Source organism: Rhodococcus sp. 06-235-1A, assembly GCF_002258785.1.
Classification (GTDB): domain Bacteria; phylum Actinomycetota; class Actinomycetes; order Mycobacteriales; family Mycobacteriaceae; genus Rhodococcoides.
In genome coordinates this window covers 159,278-175,817 of record NZ_NOYI01000008.1, presented here as the reverse complement: position 1 = coordinate 175,817, position 16,540 = coordinate 159,278, and the positions used below count along the sequence as shown (strand labels likewise).

Sequence of the window (16,540 nt, the reverse complement as noted above, 5' to 3'; positions counted from 1 at the left end):
GTCAGACCCTCCTGGCCGCGGCGCTGGCGAACAGTCCGCTCGGTCGCACCAGCAGGACGACGATCAGGATCACCAGGGCCGCACTGGACACGAGATCCTGTCCGAGATAGCCACTGACGAAACTGAGTCCGACGCCCATCAGCAGGCCGCCGACCACCGCGCCCGCCGGACTGTCCAGTCCACCGAGAACTGCTGCGACGAAACCGAATACGACGATCGAGTCCATGTATCCCGGATGCACCAGCGAACCGCCCGCGATGAGCAGACCCGCCAACGATCCGACCACCGCGGCCAGAGCCCAACCGAGGGTGAGCATTCGGCTCACGCGTACGCCGAGAAGCTTGGCGACCTCCTGCTCGAAGGCGCTCGCCCGCATCTTCAGTCCCAGATCGGTGAAGCGGAACAGCAGGATGAGCAGTGCCAGCACCACCAGGACGGCGATGATCTTGAAGATGTCGTACCCGGTCAGCGCCACGTTGATCTCTCCGATTCGCTGGCCGGTCAGGCCGAACGGAGCTGGGAAGGAACGGAATTGGTTGCCGAAGATGATGGCAGCCAACGCGTGGATGATGATGAACAGTCCCAGCGTCAGAATCACCGGGTTGATGTGCGAGGAACTGTCGACGAATCGAATGACGAGTCGTTCGATCAACGCCCCCAGTAGTAGGCCGCTGAGGAGGGCGACTCCGAATCCGATCCAGTACGAGTAGCCGGCGTCGATGACGACCAGTGCCACGTACGTGGTGATCATGGCCATCGGAGCCTGTGCGAAGTTGACGATGCGGGTCGATCGCCAGATGAGTACGAGGGCGAGCGCGAACGCGGCGTAGATCATGCCTGTTGTCACGCCGTTGATGAGGATGGTGAGCAGTTGTTGCACTGTGGCTGGCGTCCTTTCGGCTTGCTCTAGAACCCGAGATAGGCGTGTCGGAGGGCGTCGTCCCCGGCCAAGGTATCGGCGGGACCTTCCACCGCGACCTTGCCCAGATCCAGGACGACGGCATGTTCGGCGATCGACAGGGCGCTCCTCGCGTTCTGCTCGACGAGTACGACGGTCATCGATTCGGAATCGACGAGAGCGCGCAATGTCTCGAAGATCTGCGCGGCGACTTTCGGGGCGAGCCCGAGCGACGGTTCGTCGAGCAGAAGTACCGATGGTGTCGCCATCAGTGCTCGACCGATCACCAGCATCTGCCGTTCCCCGCCGGACAGGGTGTGCGCGGACGAGGCTCGACGGCCGGTCAGGGGCGGGAACATGTCGTAGATGCGGTCCAGGGTGACGGCGTCGTGACTTCTGTTGCGGCCGAGCGCGCCGAGTCGAAGATTTTCGTCGACGGTCAGTTCGGCTATCACCCCTCGCCCCTCGGGGACGTGCGCAAGTCCTTTGCGAGACATGCGATCCGGTGCTACGCCGACCACGTCGACTCCTGCGAGTTCGATGCGTCCCGACACCGGTCGGAGCAACCCCGAGACGGTGCGCAGCAGCGTCGTCTTTCCTGCTCCGTTGGCCCCGAGTACGGCCGTGATGGCACCGGCCGTGACCGTCATCGACACCGAATCGAGGGCGGTGACCGGGCCGTAGCGAACGGTGAGGTCGGTGATCTTCAGGTGTGCCGCGTCAGTCTTCATGTGCCACTTCGTTTCCGAGATACGCGGCCAGCACGGCAGGATCCTCGCGAATTTCATCGGGTGTGCCCTGGGCGATGACCCTGCCGAAATCCAGTACGTAGATCCGGTCGCACACACTCATCACGAGGTCCATGTGGTGCTCGACGAGCATGACCGATGTTGCAGGTCTGTCCGGTTCGGAACCGGTGGGTGAAACTGCGAGAGAACGGATCTCGTCGCCGAGTTCGCTCATCTCGTCGCTGGACAGGCCCGAAGCGGGTTCGTCGAGCAGAAGCAGGGTCGGCTCGCTGACCAGAGCGCGTGCGAGCGCCACACGTTTGCGGACCGCGTAGGGCAGGCTCGGTGGCAATCGATGCGCATAGTCGTCTATCCGCAATCGCTGCAGTGTGGCCATCGCGGTGGACCGGACCGCGGCGTCGTCGGAGGCGCTCGACGGCAGACCGAGAAGGCCGGCGATGATTCCGGTACGAGCTGTTCGGTCGGCACCGATCATGACGTTGTCCAGCACGGTCATCCGATCGAACAACCCGAGTCCCTGCAGGGTTCTGCTCATACCGAGTCGGGGGAGGTCGTGCGGTCGTAGTCGAGTCAACGTTTCACCGTGTCGGCCGAGTGTTCCCGATTGCGGTCGGACGAGTCCGCACGCAACGTTGAACAGAGTCGTCTTGCCCGCGCCGTTGGGTCCGATGACGCCGAGGACTTCGCCGGGGCGCACGTCGAGACTGACTCCGGAGAGCGCGACGATTCCGCCGAAGGACACTTCGACGTCCGTCATGGTGAGGACCGGCTCCATCGTGTCGAGAGAGTTCAAGTGATGCACCTCACAATCTGTTGCGTTCACTATGGTGCGTCGCGCACAACGGGCGATATGGGCGCTGCGCACAGAATCTTTGGGTCGCTGGGCACCAGTACCGGTCAAATCGCCCTGTGATGTGGGCTCTGTGCGCAAAACTGTGCGGGTGGGTGCTCCCGATGGTCGACGCGCTTCGACGCGTTCCGCTGCTCGCGGAGCGGTGACGGACGCGGACCAGGAGAAGATTCGGAGTGCGTGGGCCGCCTTGAGTCCACGGGCGGACACGATCGCAGACTCCATCACGCTGGCGTTGATCGAGCAGGAACCCGGCTATCTGGCCAGTTCCGCTCCCGACATTGCCGGTGAGATCCGGCGCAGTACTCGCGAGCACATCAATCAGGGACTTCGTACGCTGTCGGGGCTGCCGGCCGCGAACGACAACACCCGTGAGGTGTGGCGTCGTACCGGCAGGGAGCGTGCTCGCCAGGGTATTCCGATGGAGTTGGTACTCAAGGCATACACGCTCGGCAGTCGAACACTCTGGGAGGAGTTGATGCTCGAGCGTGAGCAATGCCGGTCCAGAATCGACGAGCATCTGCTTCTGGTGGCCGGTCAGCAGTTGTGGCGGGCGCTCGACAGTCAGTACGAGACTCTCGTCGAGGCATACCGCCAAGAAAGCGCTCGGATGCAGCAGCGAGACATCGCCAACGTTCTGGAGATTCTCGACGGCCTCCGGTCGGGGCGGGGCGGGGATCCCGCGTTCGTCATCGAAGCCCGTGCCACCCTTGGCCTTTCGGCGTCGCAGCCCATCGCCTGTGTGGTCGGGCCGCTCGACGATCAGGGATCGCCACCACTTCCAGCGCCCGAGGATGCATTGGATCAGATCGGCGCGGTCTCACATTGGAACACTCGGGACGGTCACCAGTTCGCCCTTGTCGCTCTCGGTACGGGATCGTGGAATTCGGTCGTCGACGCGCTCGCCGCGCAGGCCGTCGGTCCCGTCGGTGTGGCGCATTCGCCGGAGGGTGTGTCGTCCTTCGCGGCGGCGTATCGCCTCGCATCATTGACTGCCGAGACCATCAGCGAGGACAGCGGCGTGGCACTGGCGACGGAACGATTGCCGCGAGTGATCATGGCCGCCGACGATCAATCGTCGGAATTGCTCGTGCGCCATGCCTTGGGCAACTTGTGGACGCACCCGGAACCGCATCGAGGAACCCTGCTCGACACGTTGGCTCACATGCTCGCCTCCGACGGTTCGCCCACCAACGCCGCGAAGGCGCTCTACTGCCATCGCAACACCGTGATCTACCGCGTCCGTCGGATCGAGGAGTTGACCGGTCATAGTCTGACCGATCCACGTGACCGGCTCCTGCTCACTCTCGCCCTGGTCAGGACGGGACATTGGACCAGGGCCGTCGGAGATGGTGACAGTTCGACGCCCGCCGGATCATTCATCCGAATGAATTGACGAAACATTTTTCGACTCGGTGTAACGCGCAGTCGGAGAGTGTCTATATTCCAGTTGGCTCCGTGCTGCTGCCTGACCCCCGACCCGGCAGCAGCACGGGGCCTTTCTCGTTCGGATACCGAACATCTCCGAGATGAACGTCGCCATTCGGTTTGCGTAAGCTCGTGCGAGGGGTACGCCATGAAGAAGGGCGGAACTACATCAGACGCTGGTGCTGGAAGGGTCGAACGTGAGCGAGGGCAACAGTAGGTCGGGTGATGCGCCCATCGGCGATGAACCGAACCCCGACGTACCGCCGTACGACGCTCCCACCGAGGTCTTCGAGGCGGTCGGTGACGAGACCGATCATGCGCCCGACGACTCGACGGTGAATTCCGAGCCCGATGTCGAGGAGCCCAGCGACGAGGCCCGCGTCGCGCAGGACGATTCCGCATCTGTCGAAGATGACACCGCTGGCGATGATGCTGCTGCCGATGACACCGTTACCGATGACGCTGTAACCGCGGAGTCGAGCACCGACAAGGCTTCGGCGACCACCGAGTTCGCCGCATCCGCCGGTTCGACGGACGCAGTAGTCGAGTCCGATTCGTCGACCTCGCCCGTGCAGCAGACACCGGTCGCGGACGAGTCTCCGACCGTGGCGCAGCCCGTTGTCTCAGCGCAGTCCGTTGTCTCGGCGCAGGGTGTCGATCCGGCGCACGCTGTTTTCGAGCAGCCCGGGTCGCCTGCGGAACCGCCTTCTGTTCCTCCCGGTGATGGTGGTTTTAATGGAGAAGGCGAAGCCGGCTTCACACCGCCGTGGCGGAAGATCGCCATCGGCACCGGTGCCGTGGTAGCCGTTCTGTCGCTGCTGTATGCCGCGGACTGGATCACCTCGAGCGACCGTGTGCCGCGTGGTGTCACGGTCGCCGGAATCGACGTCGGCGGCAGGAGTCACTCCGACGCCGAGGCCGTGCTGCGCTCCGAACTCGGTCCTCGGGCCGAGCAGCCTCTCCAGGTCGATGTCGGCGATCGGCAGGTCGAAGTACTTCCGGCTGCTGCCGGTCTCGGTGTGGATTGGAACGCGACGCTCGACCGTGCAGGATCCCAGCCGATCAATCCGTTCACCCGGCTGACGTCCTTCTTCGGTAGCCGCGAGATCGGCGTCGTATCGACCACGGACGAGCAGGCCTTGAACGTGGCGGTGGACGGACTACGGGCCGAGACCGATCGTGCTCCCGTCGAAGGTGACGTCGTGTTCGAGGGTGTCAACCCGGTTGCTGTCGCTCCGCTGGCCGGCCGGGTGCTGGATGCCGACGGGACGCGTCGAAACCTGCAGACCGAATGGGCATCGGGCGCAACGGAAGTGCTCTACGAGTCCACCCCCGTCACAGTGACCCAGGAAGCCGTGGATCGAGCCTTCGCCGAGATCGCGGTTCCCGCTGTCGAGGCACCGGTGATCGTCGCCGGTCGCGAGAACGTCGATGCGACGCTGCCGACCGACCGAGTGGGCGAGATACTTCGCTTCGATCCGGACGGCCAGGGCGGCTTGACTCCGATCTACGACACCGATGTCGCCACGGGGATATTGGCACCGCAGCTCGTACGCACCGAGGTGCCGCCGAAGGACGCGTCGTTCACGTTCTCCGGCGGTGCTCCGACCGTCGTGCCCGGGGTGTCGGGCGAGCTGGTGGAGTGGCGCAAGACTCTCGAGCAGTTGCCCGCCCTCCTGTCCGCGGATGGGCCCCGCACCACCGAGGCGATCTACGAACCGGCTCCGCCCGCTCTGACCACCGAGGCCGCGCAGAATCTCGGTGTGCGAGAAGTGATCGCCGAGTACACCACCGGCGGGTTCGAGTACGCGTCGGGCGTCAATATCGGGCTGACCGCGCAGATCGTCAACGGTGCGCTGGTGAAGCCGAAGGAAACTTTTTCGCTCAATGGGTACACCGGTCCGCGAGGGACGGCGCAGGGCTTCGTCGAGTCGGGAATCATCGACAACGGTCGACCCGATCGTGCCGTCGGCGGAGGCATCAGCCAGTTCGCGACGACGTTGTACAACGCGTCCTACTTCGCGGGCATGGAAGACACCGACCACACCGAGCACAGCTACTACATCAGCCGATACCCGGAGGCCCGCGAAGCGACCGTCTTCGAGGGTGCCATCGACCTGAAGTTCACCAATCCCAACGACACCGGCGTGGTCGTCGAATCGTTCGCCGATTCGTCCAGCGTCACCGTTCGGCTGTGGGGTACCAAGACGGTCGACGTCGAATCGATCACCGGGTCGAGAACCAACCCCACCTCGCCGAACACCGTGACACTGCCCGCAGGTGCAGGTTGCGTCGCATCCGGCGGAGGCCCTGGATTCACGGCCAGCGACACCCGGGTGATCAGCGATGCCGCGTCGGGCAGGGAATTGTCGCGAAACACAAGAACGGTGAAGTACGACCCGATCCCGATCGTGAAGTGCGTCCAGCCGGACCGGCCGGATCCTGCTCCGGCACCCCGACCCGAGGCTGCGCCGGAACCGGAACCGGACGAGTGAAGCCCGAGAACGAGGGCCGAGTTCGAATCACGCGGATTCGGACTGTGGCGTCGACGCCCGATCGGGTGTTTGCTTGAAGTAGGTGTTGCTCGAAATGAATGTGCCCGTGCGGGGGTTGCACAGCACAGGTGCTTCCACTGCACCACTAGATCGAAAGGGAGCTTCGGCCATGACGCTCACACGTACCGTCCTCGATCAGCAGACGCTGCGCGAGGCGTACGCGCAGTTTCCCAGCGGTGTCGTGGCCATCGCTGCGAAGATCGACGGCGTTCTGGTGGGTCTGGCGGCCAGCAGCTTCGTATCGGTATCCATCGATCCACCACTCGTCGCGGTGTGTATCCAGAACACGTCGACGACTTGGCCGAAACTCGAATTGGCACCGAACATCGGCGTCAGTGTTCTCGGCGAGGCGCACAACGATGCGGTTCGTACATTGGCGGCCAAGACCGGTGACCGGTTCGCCGGTCTCGATCTCACCGTCACCGACGGGGGAGCCGCCTTCATCGTGGGTGCGACCGCGTGGCTCGACACCACCATCGAGCAGCAAATTCCCGCAGGCGACCACGCAATCGTGTTGCTACGCATACATTCCCTGGACGTGCAAAGCGAAGTGAACCCAATCGTGTTCCACGGCAGCAAGTTTCGCAAACTGCAGCAATAGCTGCTGCTGAACTCCGTTCGGTCTGTTCACCCATCGCCAGTCGCCCGCTCGCCCCTTCGGTGTTCGCAAACGCGCGCGCACTTGTTGAACGCGCGCGAAATAGTGGTCCGATCGTGGGCGATTCTGCGCGCTCCTGACAAATGCGGGCGCGTTTGTCGGACCGTGTCTCGTGAGGTCGGTCGCCGACGCTTCGCCGGGTCGGCTCGACTGGTGGTGCGGCGGCGACTTGCGCGGTGTGGGCTCGTTCGCTCGTTCGCTCACCCCAGCTCCGCTTGCTTCGCAAACGCGCGCGCACTTGTTGAACGCGCGCGAAATAGTGGTTCGATCGTGGGCAATTCTGCGCGCACCTGACAAATGCGCACGCGTTTGCGCGACCGACGGCACGGCGAACTGGTACGCCGGTACCTGTATTCATCCACAGGCCCGAAGTTGTGCACAGTCGGCAACTTTCGAGCTCGACTCTGTCGACGCATGGCCGAGACTCGGAGAATGAAGGACGACCGAATGATTCGACGCTCCGAGGCGCTGGCAGACGGGAGCGCCGATCACGATTTGCGTGCGCTCTACGAACGCGGTGGCTGGGAGCGGCTGGTGAACGGAGTTTACGTTCCGTCGTCGAGGCTGGCCGGCCTCACCGAGCAGGAACGGCACAGACTCTTGATCGATGCTGTTTTGCCGGTCTTGTCCGAGGACTACGTCGTCAGTCACCGATCGGCTGCGCTACTGCACGGATTGCCCTTACCCACTGGCGGATTCGAAAGGGTTCACGTCACTCGACACCGACGCGGCGGCGGTCGTACGAACGCGGCGGTGACCGTGCACTGTGCACCGTCGGTGTCGAGCGCGACAGTCGACGGTATCTCGGTGACCTCTCTGGCTCGGACGGTGGTCGACCTCGCTCGAACCGAGACGCTCCCGTCTGCGGTCATTGCAGGTGACGTGGCTCTGAAGCGCTGCGATCGAAGGGAGCTCGATGCCGAGTTGCAGCGGGCTCGGGGGTGGAAAGGTGTGGCGCAGGCGCGACGAGCCGTGAACCTCATGGACGGACGCAGCGAAAACCCTGGCGAATCTCAGAGTCGAATCATACTGCGCGAGAACGGATTCGACGTGGAGCCGCAGGTGGAGATCCTGGATCCGGATGGGCGATTGTTGGCGCGGATCGACTGGCTGGTCAATGGGGTCGTCGTCTGCGAGTTCGATGGTAAAGCCAAGTACACCAAGTACCTGCGGCAGGATGAGAACCCCGGCGACGTGGTGTTCAGGGAGAAGGTTCGGGAGGACGCGGTGCGCGATCTCGGCTATCCCGTGGTGCGTTGGACCTGGGCAGATCTGGCGAATCCTGCAGAGTTGGTGGCGCGCGTGGCCCGAGCCGTCGAGCGGGCTGCTGCCCTGCCGCCACCGCTGGGGAGCGCGCGAAGTACATCGACTGGCCAGCAAACGCGCGCGCATTTGCCGAACGCGCGCGAAATTGCCTGACAATCTGGCAGAATTCGCGCGCACCTGACAAACGCGCGCGCATTTGCGACGGACGTGGGCTCGTGACCCCGCACCTCTGACAAACGCGCGCGCGTTTGCGACGGCCGGGGGCTCGTGACCCCGCACCTCTGACAAACGCGCGCGCATTTGCGGCAGCACAGGCGACCAACCCACACCCGGCTCACAAAGAACAACGGCCGCACCCGAGAACAGGTGCGGCCGTTGCAATGTCAGTGGATCAGAACGCTGCTTCGTCCAGTTCCATGATGTCGTTGTCGATGTTGGTCAGGATTGCTCGCGTCGCGGTGAGCTGCGGGAGAACGTTCTTGGCGAAGAACGAGGCCACTGCGACCTTGCCCTCGTAGAACGCCTTCTCCTTGTCCTCTGCACCGTTGTCGAGTGCGGTGATGGCGATTTCGGACTGACGCAGCAGCAGCCAGCCGATCAGCAGGTCGCCGAAGCCCATCAGGAAGCGCACCGATGCCAGGCCGACCTTGTACAGCTCGGTGGGCTGGTCCTGTGCACCCATGAGGTGCTGGGTCATCGAGGTGACGATGGCCTGCACGTCTTCGAGGGCGGTGGCGAGCAGTGCGCGCTCGGCCTTGAGGCGGCCGTTGCCTGCCTCGCTGTCGATGAACGACTTGATCTGTCCGGCAACGTGAGCCAGTGCTACGCCGCGGTCGCGGGCGATCTTGCGGAAGAAGAAGTCCTGCGCCTGGATGGCGGTGGTTCCTTCGTACAGCGAGTCGATCTTGGCGTCACGGATGTACTGCTCTAGCGGGTAGTCCTGCAAGAAGCCGGAGCCACCGAAGGTCTGCAGGGACTCGGCCAGAACCTGGTAGGCGATTTCCGATCCGACGCCCTTGACGATGGGCAGCAGGAGGTCGTTGACGCGGTACGCGATGTCTGCGTCGGCGTCCGAGACCTGCTTCGCGGTGATCGGATCCTGGTGTGCGGCTGTGTAGAGATACACCGCACGCAAGCCCTCGGAGTACGCCTTCTGCAGCATGAGGCTACGACGGACGTCGGGGTGATGGGTGATGGTGACGCGCGGCGCGGTCTTGTCGGTCATCTGCGTCAGGTCTGCGCCCTGGACGCGCTCCTTCGCGTACCCGAGTGCGTTGAGGTAGCCGGTGGAAAGAGTACCGATTGCCTTGGTGCCGACCATCATTCGAGCGTGCTCGATGACGTCGAACATCTGCGCGATGCCCTTGTGGACCTCGCCGACGAGCCAGCCCTTGGCCGGGACGCCGTGGCCACCGAAGGTGAGCTCACAGGTGGTGGAGGCCTTGAGGCCCATCTTGTGTTCGACGCCGGTCACGAAGGCACCGTTGCGCTCGCCCAGTTCGCCCTTTTCGAAGTCGAAGAGTACGGACGGTACGAAGAACAGGCTCAGGCCCTTGGTGCCAGGTCCGGCACCTTCGGGGCGAGCGAGAACGAGGTGGAAGATGTTCTCGAACAGGTCGTCCGAGACGGCAGAGGTGATGAAGCGCTTGACGCCTTCGATGTGCCACGAGCCGTCGTCCTGCTTGATGGCCTTGGTGCGGCCTGCGCCGACGTCGGATCCGGCGTCGGGCTCGGTGAGCACCATCGTGGCACCCCAGCCGCGGTCGACGATGACCTTGGCCCATTCCTTCTGCTCGTCGGTTCCGTTGTGGTACAGGATGTTCGCGAAGCCGGGTCCTGCGGAGTACATGAACGCTGCGGGCTGCGAGCCGAGGAGCATCTCGTTCATGCCCCACAGGAGGTTGCGGGGAGCTGGAGTGCCGCCGATTTCCTCGTCGAGGCCGACGCGCCACCACTCACCGTCGAAGAGCGCCTTGAACGACTTCTTGAAGGATTCGGGCAGCTTGACGCTGTGGGTCTCGGGATCGAAGACGGGCGGGTTGCGGTCCGCGTCGGCGAAGGACTCGGCCAGCGGGCCCTCGGCCAGGCGCACGACCTCGCGCAGCATGTCGCGGGCGACCTCGCCGTCCATGTCGCCGAAGTTGTCGCCTTCGAGTGTCTCGTCGAGGCCGAACAGCTCGAAGAGGTTGAACTCGAGGTCCCGAAGGTTGCTCTTGTAATGGCCCATTGCTCGTTCGCTCTCCAGTCGGTGGTGCGGTCTCGTAAGTACCGCCCAAGTTAGCTACTCGTCGGTAACTTAAGGGATATTACCCTCGATCCGGTTTGCTGCCAAGGGGAGACCTACTCGCCAGTAGCAGTGCGTCGATCGCTGTGCCGCCGCTCACGTCTCGGTACCGCTTCTCGGCGGTCACGACGGCCAGTCGCGAGTCGATGTCGGACACCAAATCCTCTGGTGTGTAGAGGATTTCGACTTCCTGTGGACCGCCGACGCCGGATTCGATGTTCGCCGCGTGGTGCCCGAGAATCATGAGGATTCCATCAGGTTTCAGCGCGGAAATTGCCGTCGATACGGCCGTGCGCCGCTCGTTCGGGGGCAGGTGAAGGTAGAACATGAGAACCAGGTCATAGTTGGGCTCTGTTGACAACTGCGTCACATCGGCGTGGACCCAGGTCAGGCGCTCGCGAACGGAGGTGGGTGCAGTCGAGGCGACCTGACTCGCCCTCGTCAAGGCCACCGAGGAGAAGTCGACGGCGTCGACGGTCCAGCCTCGGGTGGCCAACCAGATGGCGTTTCGACCCTGACCGGACGCGAGATCCAGTGCGCGACCACGCTTCAGCGTCGTCGCGACTTCTACCAACGTGGCATTCGGAGCCTCGCCGTAGACGAGTTCTCGGCGTCCGTATTTGCGATCCCACTCTGCGGCGTCCATCGGGGGTAGCCTAGTGGGAGCTGCTACAGCGTCGTGTGCAGCAGGAGAACGTTGTAGTTCTGATAGACCGTAGCCAGGAAGTACAGATCTCGTCCCGTCGAGTACGGGTGGATGTACGGCGCGTATATGGAGCTGACCTCGCGGGTGTCGACCAGTACCTCGGGCGGGCTCCACGGACCGACCGGCGACGGTGCCCGACGCAGCACGATCGAGTTGGCGTTGTCGGTCGTCATCATCAGGTACTGGCCGAGGGTTGCGTTGTAGGCGACCGACAGTTCTCCGACGCCGTCGACGATGGGTGCGGCCGCAGCCGGGTCGCCCTTCTTCCAGTCCTGCCCGGTCCAGTACTCGTATTCGCCGAGCTTCGCGATGTCCTGTTCCTTGACGCGAGCGACGTGGCCGAGATTGAAGCGGCCCGGCGGAGTGCCGTATTGGTAGACGTAGCCGCCGTCCTTCAGGTACGCGCTCTGCTGGAAATTGCGGTCGCCGCCGACGCTCGGCCGCTGGGTGTCCGGTAGCGCTGCCCAGTTCTCACCGTTGTCGTTCGAGACGGCCAAGCCGGAGAAGTTGGTCTCCCAGGTGCCCGCCGGGCCCCAGTTCTTCACCGACATCAGGTTCAGGTACTGGCTGTCACCGACGGCCACGCCTGCGGTCGGAATTCGGCTGATCTCGACGAAAGGGATCTTGGGGCTCGGGACGACCTCTTTGGTCTGGCCGAGTGGGTCGAGGACGACGCTGTCGAAGTTCATCCCGTCGGCGAGGTTGCGGTCGGTGCTGCGGACGATGGCATTGCTGCGCCACGACCACAGGCTGCCCTGTAGCAGATTGGGAAAGCCGAGCCCGGCAGTGTCGCCGAACGCCGTCAATACCTCGCCGCGGCCGTTGTCCCACATGATGCCGAGATCGGTGCCGATCATGTTCACGTTCTGAGTGTTGTTGGGGCTCGACATGCCGGTCACCTGCGCGACGGCGAGCGCTCGACCGTGCAGCTGCGGCAGCCCGAACGTGCCGTTGAGCCCGGCGATGGGATTGACCGCATTGGGATTGGCGAGTGCGTTGGGCCCTGTGACCAGCAGCGACGCCGCCACGGTCATGATGGCAACGGTCATTGCTCTGGAACCCACGCGACTCAAGACATTCCCCCGATTTCTATTTCACACGCCGGCAATCCCAGGAACCATATCAGCGGTTTGTTCGAGCGGTAATAGATTGAGTCGACCGCTGTTTCTTCAGGATCGGGCAAATGCACCTCGGTGTCGTAATCTGGACACCGTGAGTGATCTACCCGATTCCCGGCTGGCGAGGGATTTGTCCGTCAGCGCGATGCGGCTGAATCGGAGGCTGCGTCTGCGACATTCCAACGACAGATTGCCCGTCGCTCAGCTGTCGATTCTGACGACGCTGCTGCGTGAGGGGTCGATGACGACGGGTGAGTTGGCCGTACGGGAGCGAATCAAGCCGCCGTCGGTGTCGAGGTCCTCGCACGCGCTGGTGGAGTCGGGTCTGATCTGCCGGGTGCCGCATCCGACGGATGGCAGGCAGGTGGTTCTGCAGTTGACCGATACGGGGACGGCGGCCGCGCGAGAAGAGGTCGCGGCTCGGGAGATCGCGCTTGCCGAGCAGTTGGACGAGTTGACGCCTGAGCAGCGGGAGACATTGGCCGCGGCGGCGCGCATTCTGACGCAGATCGTCGAACAGGTCGACTGAACGTCAGTTCTCGTAGTGGACTTCGTGATCGAGGGCATCGATGTCCCAGTGCAGGGTCGACCCCAACTCCTCCGAATCGGCCCGGCGCGCGACACGACCGAGGACCGCGGCGACAACTGCCGCACACACCATCCAAACGGTGACGCCTATCCACAACCAGGTCATGCCACACTTTCTAGCACTCGAGTCTGTGAAACCGCCGTGAAACGGTGATTCGGCTTTGTTGCGATTCGATATTGATATCCGACGAGTAGCTCCGGCAGCCCGAAGCGGCTTGTTTCACAACAAATGTGGAGCTTTCGACGGAAAAACAAACCTCACGTAACGGACCCGAAGTCAGGTTTCGATCGCATTCTTTCGACGGCGATGCGAAAACGACTGACCGACGCGCACGCGGGCGATACCGCAAGGAGATCGTCCTCGAAGTCGACATCCCGTAATTCCGTGAGCATTGTCAGCGACGCTCCCGCGGCGGTCAGGGCGGCGTGCGTGTCGAGGCCGGTCGACGGTGCAGACATGGGCACGTCGAGCAGGGCGCGCGCCATGGCGGGGTTGCGCAGGCCCAACGCCCACCAGCCACCGTCCTCGGCCGATCCGAGCACGTCGCTGCTGCCGAGTTGCGCGGCCGCCTCGGACAGTAACTGCGCAGTGACCTGGGGAGTGTCCATACCGATCTGCAACACCGCCCCGGCGGTGGCTGCGTCTGCATGTGCGTTCGCCAGTCGTTCACCCAGTCCGTCGCCGCGCTGCGCGATCACCGTGAACGACGCCAACGCCCGGGTCAGTTCCTCGGCGCGGGCCGCGTCGGCGAGGTTGCCGGTGATGGCCACGACGCGGTGATCGACGTCGGCCGCCGCGACGGCATCGAGGGTGTCCAGCAGTGAGGCCGCGGCCAGTTCGGCGGCGGCGTCGTCGCCGATCGTGGCGGCGAGGCGTGTCTTGGCCAGCCCTGGTACGGGGGCCTTGGCGACGACGAGAGCGGTGACGATCACGAGAGCACCTTCCAGAAGTCCCGTACGGCGACGATCGTGCCCTTCATCGAGCCCGAGACCTTGGACGTGCCTGCCGTTCGCGGCCGGTAGTCGACGTCGTGTTCGACGACGGTCCACCCGGCTTCGGCAGCCAACACGAGCAGTTGCAGCGGGTAGCCCGATCGGCGGTCGGCGACGTCGAGGTCGAGCAGTGCCTGCCGGCGCACCGCTCGGATGGCTCCGAGGTCGTGTACCGGCAACTTGTACTTGGTCCGAAGCCGTAGTGACAGAACGGCATTGCCGATCCGGGCGTGCAGTGGCGAGCTTCCCTTGGCCGGTCGGCGTCGACCGACGGCGAGGTCGGCGTGATCGAGTGCCCGCACGAGCCTCGGCAGGTCGCGTGGATCCATCGAACCGTCCCCGTCGAGAACACAGACTATGTCGGTCTCGGCGGCGAGGACCCCTGCGTGCACGGCCGCTCCGTAACCGGGCACGGCCTCGGACACCACGGCGGCCCCGTGGGCGGCGGCCACGGCGGCGGTGGCGTCGGTCGAATTGTTGTCCACCACGATCGTTCGATAACCCGCAGGTACCGACTCGAGCACTGCGGGAAGCGATTCGGCCTCGTTCATACAGGGAATGACGACGGTGACCGACGGCGGCTCAGACACGGGGTGGGCCTGCACCTTCGGCGTCACGCAAGGGTGCGTCGGCGAATGCTGCGAGACCCTCGCGAGGCATGATCTTCGCGCGGAACCCCAGAGTCCTTTCGGCCAGTGCGGAACTCGCGACTATGTGTCGGACGTCGCCGGCCCGGTATCGGCCCGTGATCTCGGGGGTCGGTCCGCCGCGTGCATCGGCCAGGATGGTGGCGACCTCGCCGATGGTGATCGGTTGGCCCGAGCACACGTTGAGTGCGGTGAAGCCGTTCACGTCGGCGGAGATCGAGGCGATGTTCGCCGCTGCTACGTCGTGAACGTGCACGAAATCGCGCGCCTGCTTGCCGTCCTCGTAGACCGTCGGTGCCTGTCCGCGTTCGAGGGACGATCGAAACATCGCTGCCACACCGGAATACGGTGTGTTGCGCGGCATGTGCGGGCCGTAGACGTTGTGGTAGCGCAGTGCTACCACCGATCCGCCGGTCGCAATCGCCCAGGCAGAGGCGTAATTCTCCTGCGCAAGCTTGCTGGCTGCGTAGGTGCTCCTGGGCTCGAGTCTCGAATCCTCCTCGACCAGAAGCCAACCGAGTGGCTCACCGGACTTCGGATCGCGGTTGTCGAACATGCCGGCGTCGAGGTCGGCGCGGGAGCGGGGCCGAGGAACGACGGTCTCCCCCGACGAATTGATGTACCGCCCTTCGCCGTAGACCACCATCGACGAGGCGAGAACCAGTCGTGAACACCCCGCCTCGTACATCGCTGCGAGCAGAACTGCCGTCCCGTAGTCGTTGTGGCTGGCGTAGGCCGGGGCATCCGCGGCGTCGACGCCTGCTCCGACGACGGCCGCCTGATGGCACACGACATCGACTCCGCGCAGTACCTCGACAAGTGCTTCCTTGTCGCGCACATCGAGATCGACGATCCCATCGGCGCGGGCGTCGGGGCCGTGCGCCGATTCCAGCATGGCGTCCACGGCGACGACCTCGAGATCGGAATCGCGTGCGGCGTCGAGGATATGGCCGCCGATGAACCCGGCCGCGCCGGTGAGCAGTACCCGGGTCATGGCAGCTCGATCGGCAGGGTGAGCCCGGTGTGCACGCGACAGGTGGGGCACTCGCCGGTGGGAGCATCCCGAACTGCGGCTCGCACCAGTGCTTTGAGCGGTTCGATGTTCTTCTGGAATTCCGCGAACACGTCCACGGCTCTGACGCCCTCACCGGATTCGATGCCCGCGTCCAGATCGGTCACCAGCGCGATCGGTGCGTAACAGAGTTCGAGCTCGCGGGCCAGAACGGCTTCGGGGTGACCGGTCATGTTCACCAGCGTCCAACCCTGACGGGCGAACCACTGGCTTTCCGCGCGGGTGGAGAACCGCGGCCCTTCGACGACCACCATGACGCCGCCGTCGATCGCCGAATCCTGCACCGCGGACTTCCTCAACGTGGGGCAGTACGGATCGGCGAACTCGACATGGATTCCACCCTGGTCGAAGTAGGTCTGCGCCCGCCCCGACGTTCTGTCGACCAGTTGATCGGGAATGACGACGGTGCCCGGGCCGTACTCGGGAACGAGTGATCCGACGGCGCACGGGGCGAACACTCGACTCACCCCGAGCATCCGAAGTGCCCACATGTTCGCTCGGTACGGCAGTGTGTGCGGGGAGTACTCGTGGCTGCGTCCGTGTCGGGGGAGAAACGCGACCTGGCGACCCTCCACCTCGCCCAAGGTGATCGGAGCACTCGGTGCACCGTAGGGAGTGTCGAGTACCACCTCTTCGGCATCGCTGCCGAAGAACGAGTAGAAACCGCTGCCGCCGATGACGGCGATCTCGGCCCGTCCCTGCCCGTCGTTGTTCATCTGCTCATCCTC

16 protein-coding genes are annotated in these 16,540 nt (G+C 64.2%); 5 read left to right on the top strand and 11 right to left on the bottom strand.

The window, feature by feature from the left end; genetic code table 11:
- Position 1: 1 nt before the first annotated feature.
- From CH275_RS05840 to CH275_RS05830, 3 genes are read right to left on the bottom strand one after another with little or no spacing between them, the layout of a single operon-like run.
- Positions 2 to 880 carry a branched-chain amino acid ABC transporter permease gene (locus tag CH275_RS05840; RefSeq protein ID WP_094676100.1) on the bottom strand — a complete coding sequence of 293 codons (879 nt, stop codon included), beginning with the start codon at positions 878 to 880 and terminating at the stop codon, positions 2 to 4.
- Between the two features lie 26 nt (positions 881 to 906).
- On the bottom strand, positions 907 to 1,629 hold the full coding sequence (locus CH275_RS05835; RefSeq protein WP_094676098.1) for an ABC transporter ATP-binding protein: 723 nt from the start codon (positions 1,627 to 1,629) through the stop codon (positions 907 to 909).
- Positions 1,619 to 2,440, bottom strand: a complete 822-nt coding sequence (locus CH275_RS05830; RefSeq protein WP_256990873.1) for an ABC transporter ATP-binding protein — start codon at positions 2,438 to 2,440, stop codon at positions 1,619 to 1,621. The genes CH275_RS05835 and CH275_RS05830 overlap by 11 nt, the downstream gene beginning before the upstream one ends.
- Positions 2,441 to 2,588: 148 nt before the next feature.
- Here CH275_RS05830 and CH275_RS05825 point away from each other — a divergent pair, with 148 nt between their 5' ends.
- The 4 genes from CH275_RS05825 (at position 2,589) to CH275_RS05810 (ending at position 8,557) form a co-directional block, all read left to right on the top strand.
- On the top strand, positions 2,589 to 3,893 hold the full coding sequence (locus CH275_RS05825) for a PucR family transcriptional regulator (protein WP_306436935.1): 1,305 nt from the start codon (positions 2,589 to 2,591) through the stop codon (positions 3,891 to 3,893).
- 229 nt (positions 3,894 to 4,122) lie between these two features.
- Positions 4,123 to 6,420, top strand: a complete 2,298-nt coding sequence (locus CH275_RS05820) for a VanW family protein (protein ID WP_094676094.1) — start codon at positions 4,123 to 4,125, stop codon at positions 6,418 to 6,420.
- A gap of 169 nt (positions 6,421 to 6,589) precedes the next feature.
- Complete coding sequence (locus CH275_RS05815; protein WP_068049175.1) at positions 6,590 to 7,081, top strand: flavin reductase family protein; 492 nt, start codon at positions 6,590 to 6,592, stop codon at positions 7,079 to 7,081.
- Between the two features lie 489 nt (positions 7,082 to 7,570).
- Positions 7,571 to 8,557: a type IV toxin-antitoxin system AbiEi family antitoxin domain-containing protein gene (locus CH275_RS05810; protein ID WP_143546699.1), complete on the top strand. Its 987-nt coding sequence runs from the start codon at positions 7,571 to 7,573 to the stop codon at positions 8,555 to 8,557.
- A gap of 238 nt (positions 8,558 to 8,795) precedes the next feature.
- Here the strand turns inward: CH275_RS05810 and CH275_RS05805 are convergent, their stop codons facing one another.
- The 3 genes from CH275_RS05805 to CH275_RS05795 all read right to left on the bottom strand — a co-directional run bounded on the left by CH275_RS05805 (position 8,796) and on the right by CH275_RS05795 (position 12,443).
- Positions 8,796 to 10,631, bottom strand: a complete 1,836-nt coding sequence (locus tag CH275_RS05805) for an acyl-CoA dehydrogenase (RefSeq protein WP_094676090.1) — start codon at positions 10,629 to 10,631, stop codon at positions 8,796 to 8,798.
- A gap of 79 nt (positions 10,632 to 10,710) precedes the next feature.
- Entirely contained in the window at positions 10,711 to 11,334 is a 624-nt protein-coding gene (locus tag CH275_RS05800) for a class I SAM-dependent methyltransferase (RefSeq protein WP_094676088.1), read from the bottom strand.
- Between the two features lie 23 nt (positions 11,335 to 11,357).
- Positions 11,358 to 12,443 (bottom strand): DUF4185 domain-containing protein, encoded by a 1,086-nt coding sequence (locus CH275_RS05795; RefSeq protein ID WP_256990872.1) that lies wholly within the window; start codon positions 12,441 to 12,443, stop codon positions 11,358 to 11,360.
- A 163-nt stretch (positions 12,444 to 12,606) separates the two neighbouring features.
- Here CH275_RS05795 and CH275_RS05790 point away from each other — a divergent pair, with 163 nt between their 5' ends.
- A complete protein-coding gene (locus CH275_RS05790; RefSeq protein WP_094676086.1) occupies positions 12,607 to 13,041 on the top strand; it encodes a MarR family winged helix-turn-helix transcriptional regulator in 435 nt (144 codons plus the stop codon).
- A gap of 3 nt (positions 13,042 to 13,044) precedes the next feature.
- Here the strand turns inward: CH275_RS05790 and CH275_RS29390 are convergent, their stop codons facing one another.
- The 5 genes from CH275_RS29390 to CH275_RS05770 form a co-directional block, all read right to left on the bottom strand.
- Positions 13,045 to 13,206, bottom strand: coding sequence for a hypothetical protein (locus CH275_RS29390; protein WP_179276002.1), 162 nt, complete (start codon positions 13,204 to 13,206; stop codon positions 13,045 to 13,047).
- A gap of 152 nt (positions 13,207 to 13,358) precedes the next feature.
- On the bottom strand, positions 13,359 to 14,033 hold the full coding sequence (locus tag CH275_RS05785; protein WP_094676084.1) for a TIGR04282 family arsenosugar biosynthesis glycosyltransferase: 675 nt from the start codon (positions 14,031 to 14,033) through the stop codon (positions 13,359 to 13,361).
- Positions 14,030 to 14,683 (bottom strand): glycosyltransferase family 2 protein, encoded by a 654-nt coding sequence (locus CH275_RS05780; RefSeq protein WP_094676385.1) that lies wholly within the window; start codon positions 14,681 to 14,683, stop codon positions 14,030 to 14,032. The genes CH275_RS05785 and CH275_RS05780 overlap by 4 nt, the downstream gene beginning before the upstream one ends.
- Positions 14,676 to 15,734, bottom strand: coding sequence for an NAD-dependent epimerase/dehydratase family protein (locus tag CH275_RS05775; RefSeq protein ID WP_094676082.1), 1,059 nt, complete (start codon positions 15,732 to 15,734; stop codon positions 14,676 to 14,678). Before CH275_RS05775 ends, CH275_RS05780 begins: the two co-directional genes overlap by 8 nt.
- Positions 15,731 to 16,528, bottom strand: a complete 798-nt coding sequence (locus tag CH275_RS05770) for an S-methyl-5'-thioadenosine phosphorylase (RefSeq protein WP_094676080.1) — start codon at positions 16,526 to 16,528, stop codon at positions 15,731 to 15,733. Before CH275_RS05770 ends, CH275_RS05775 begins: the two co-directional genes overlap by 4 nt.
- Positions 16,529 to 16,540: the final 12 nt, after the last annotated feature.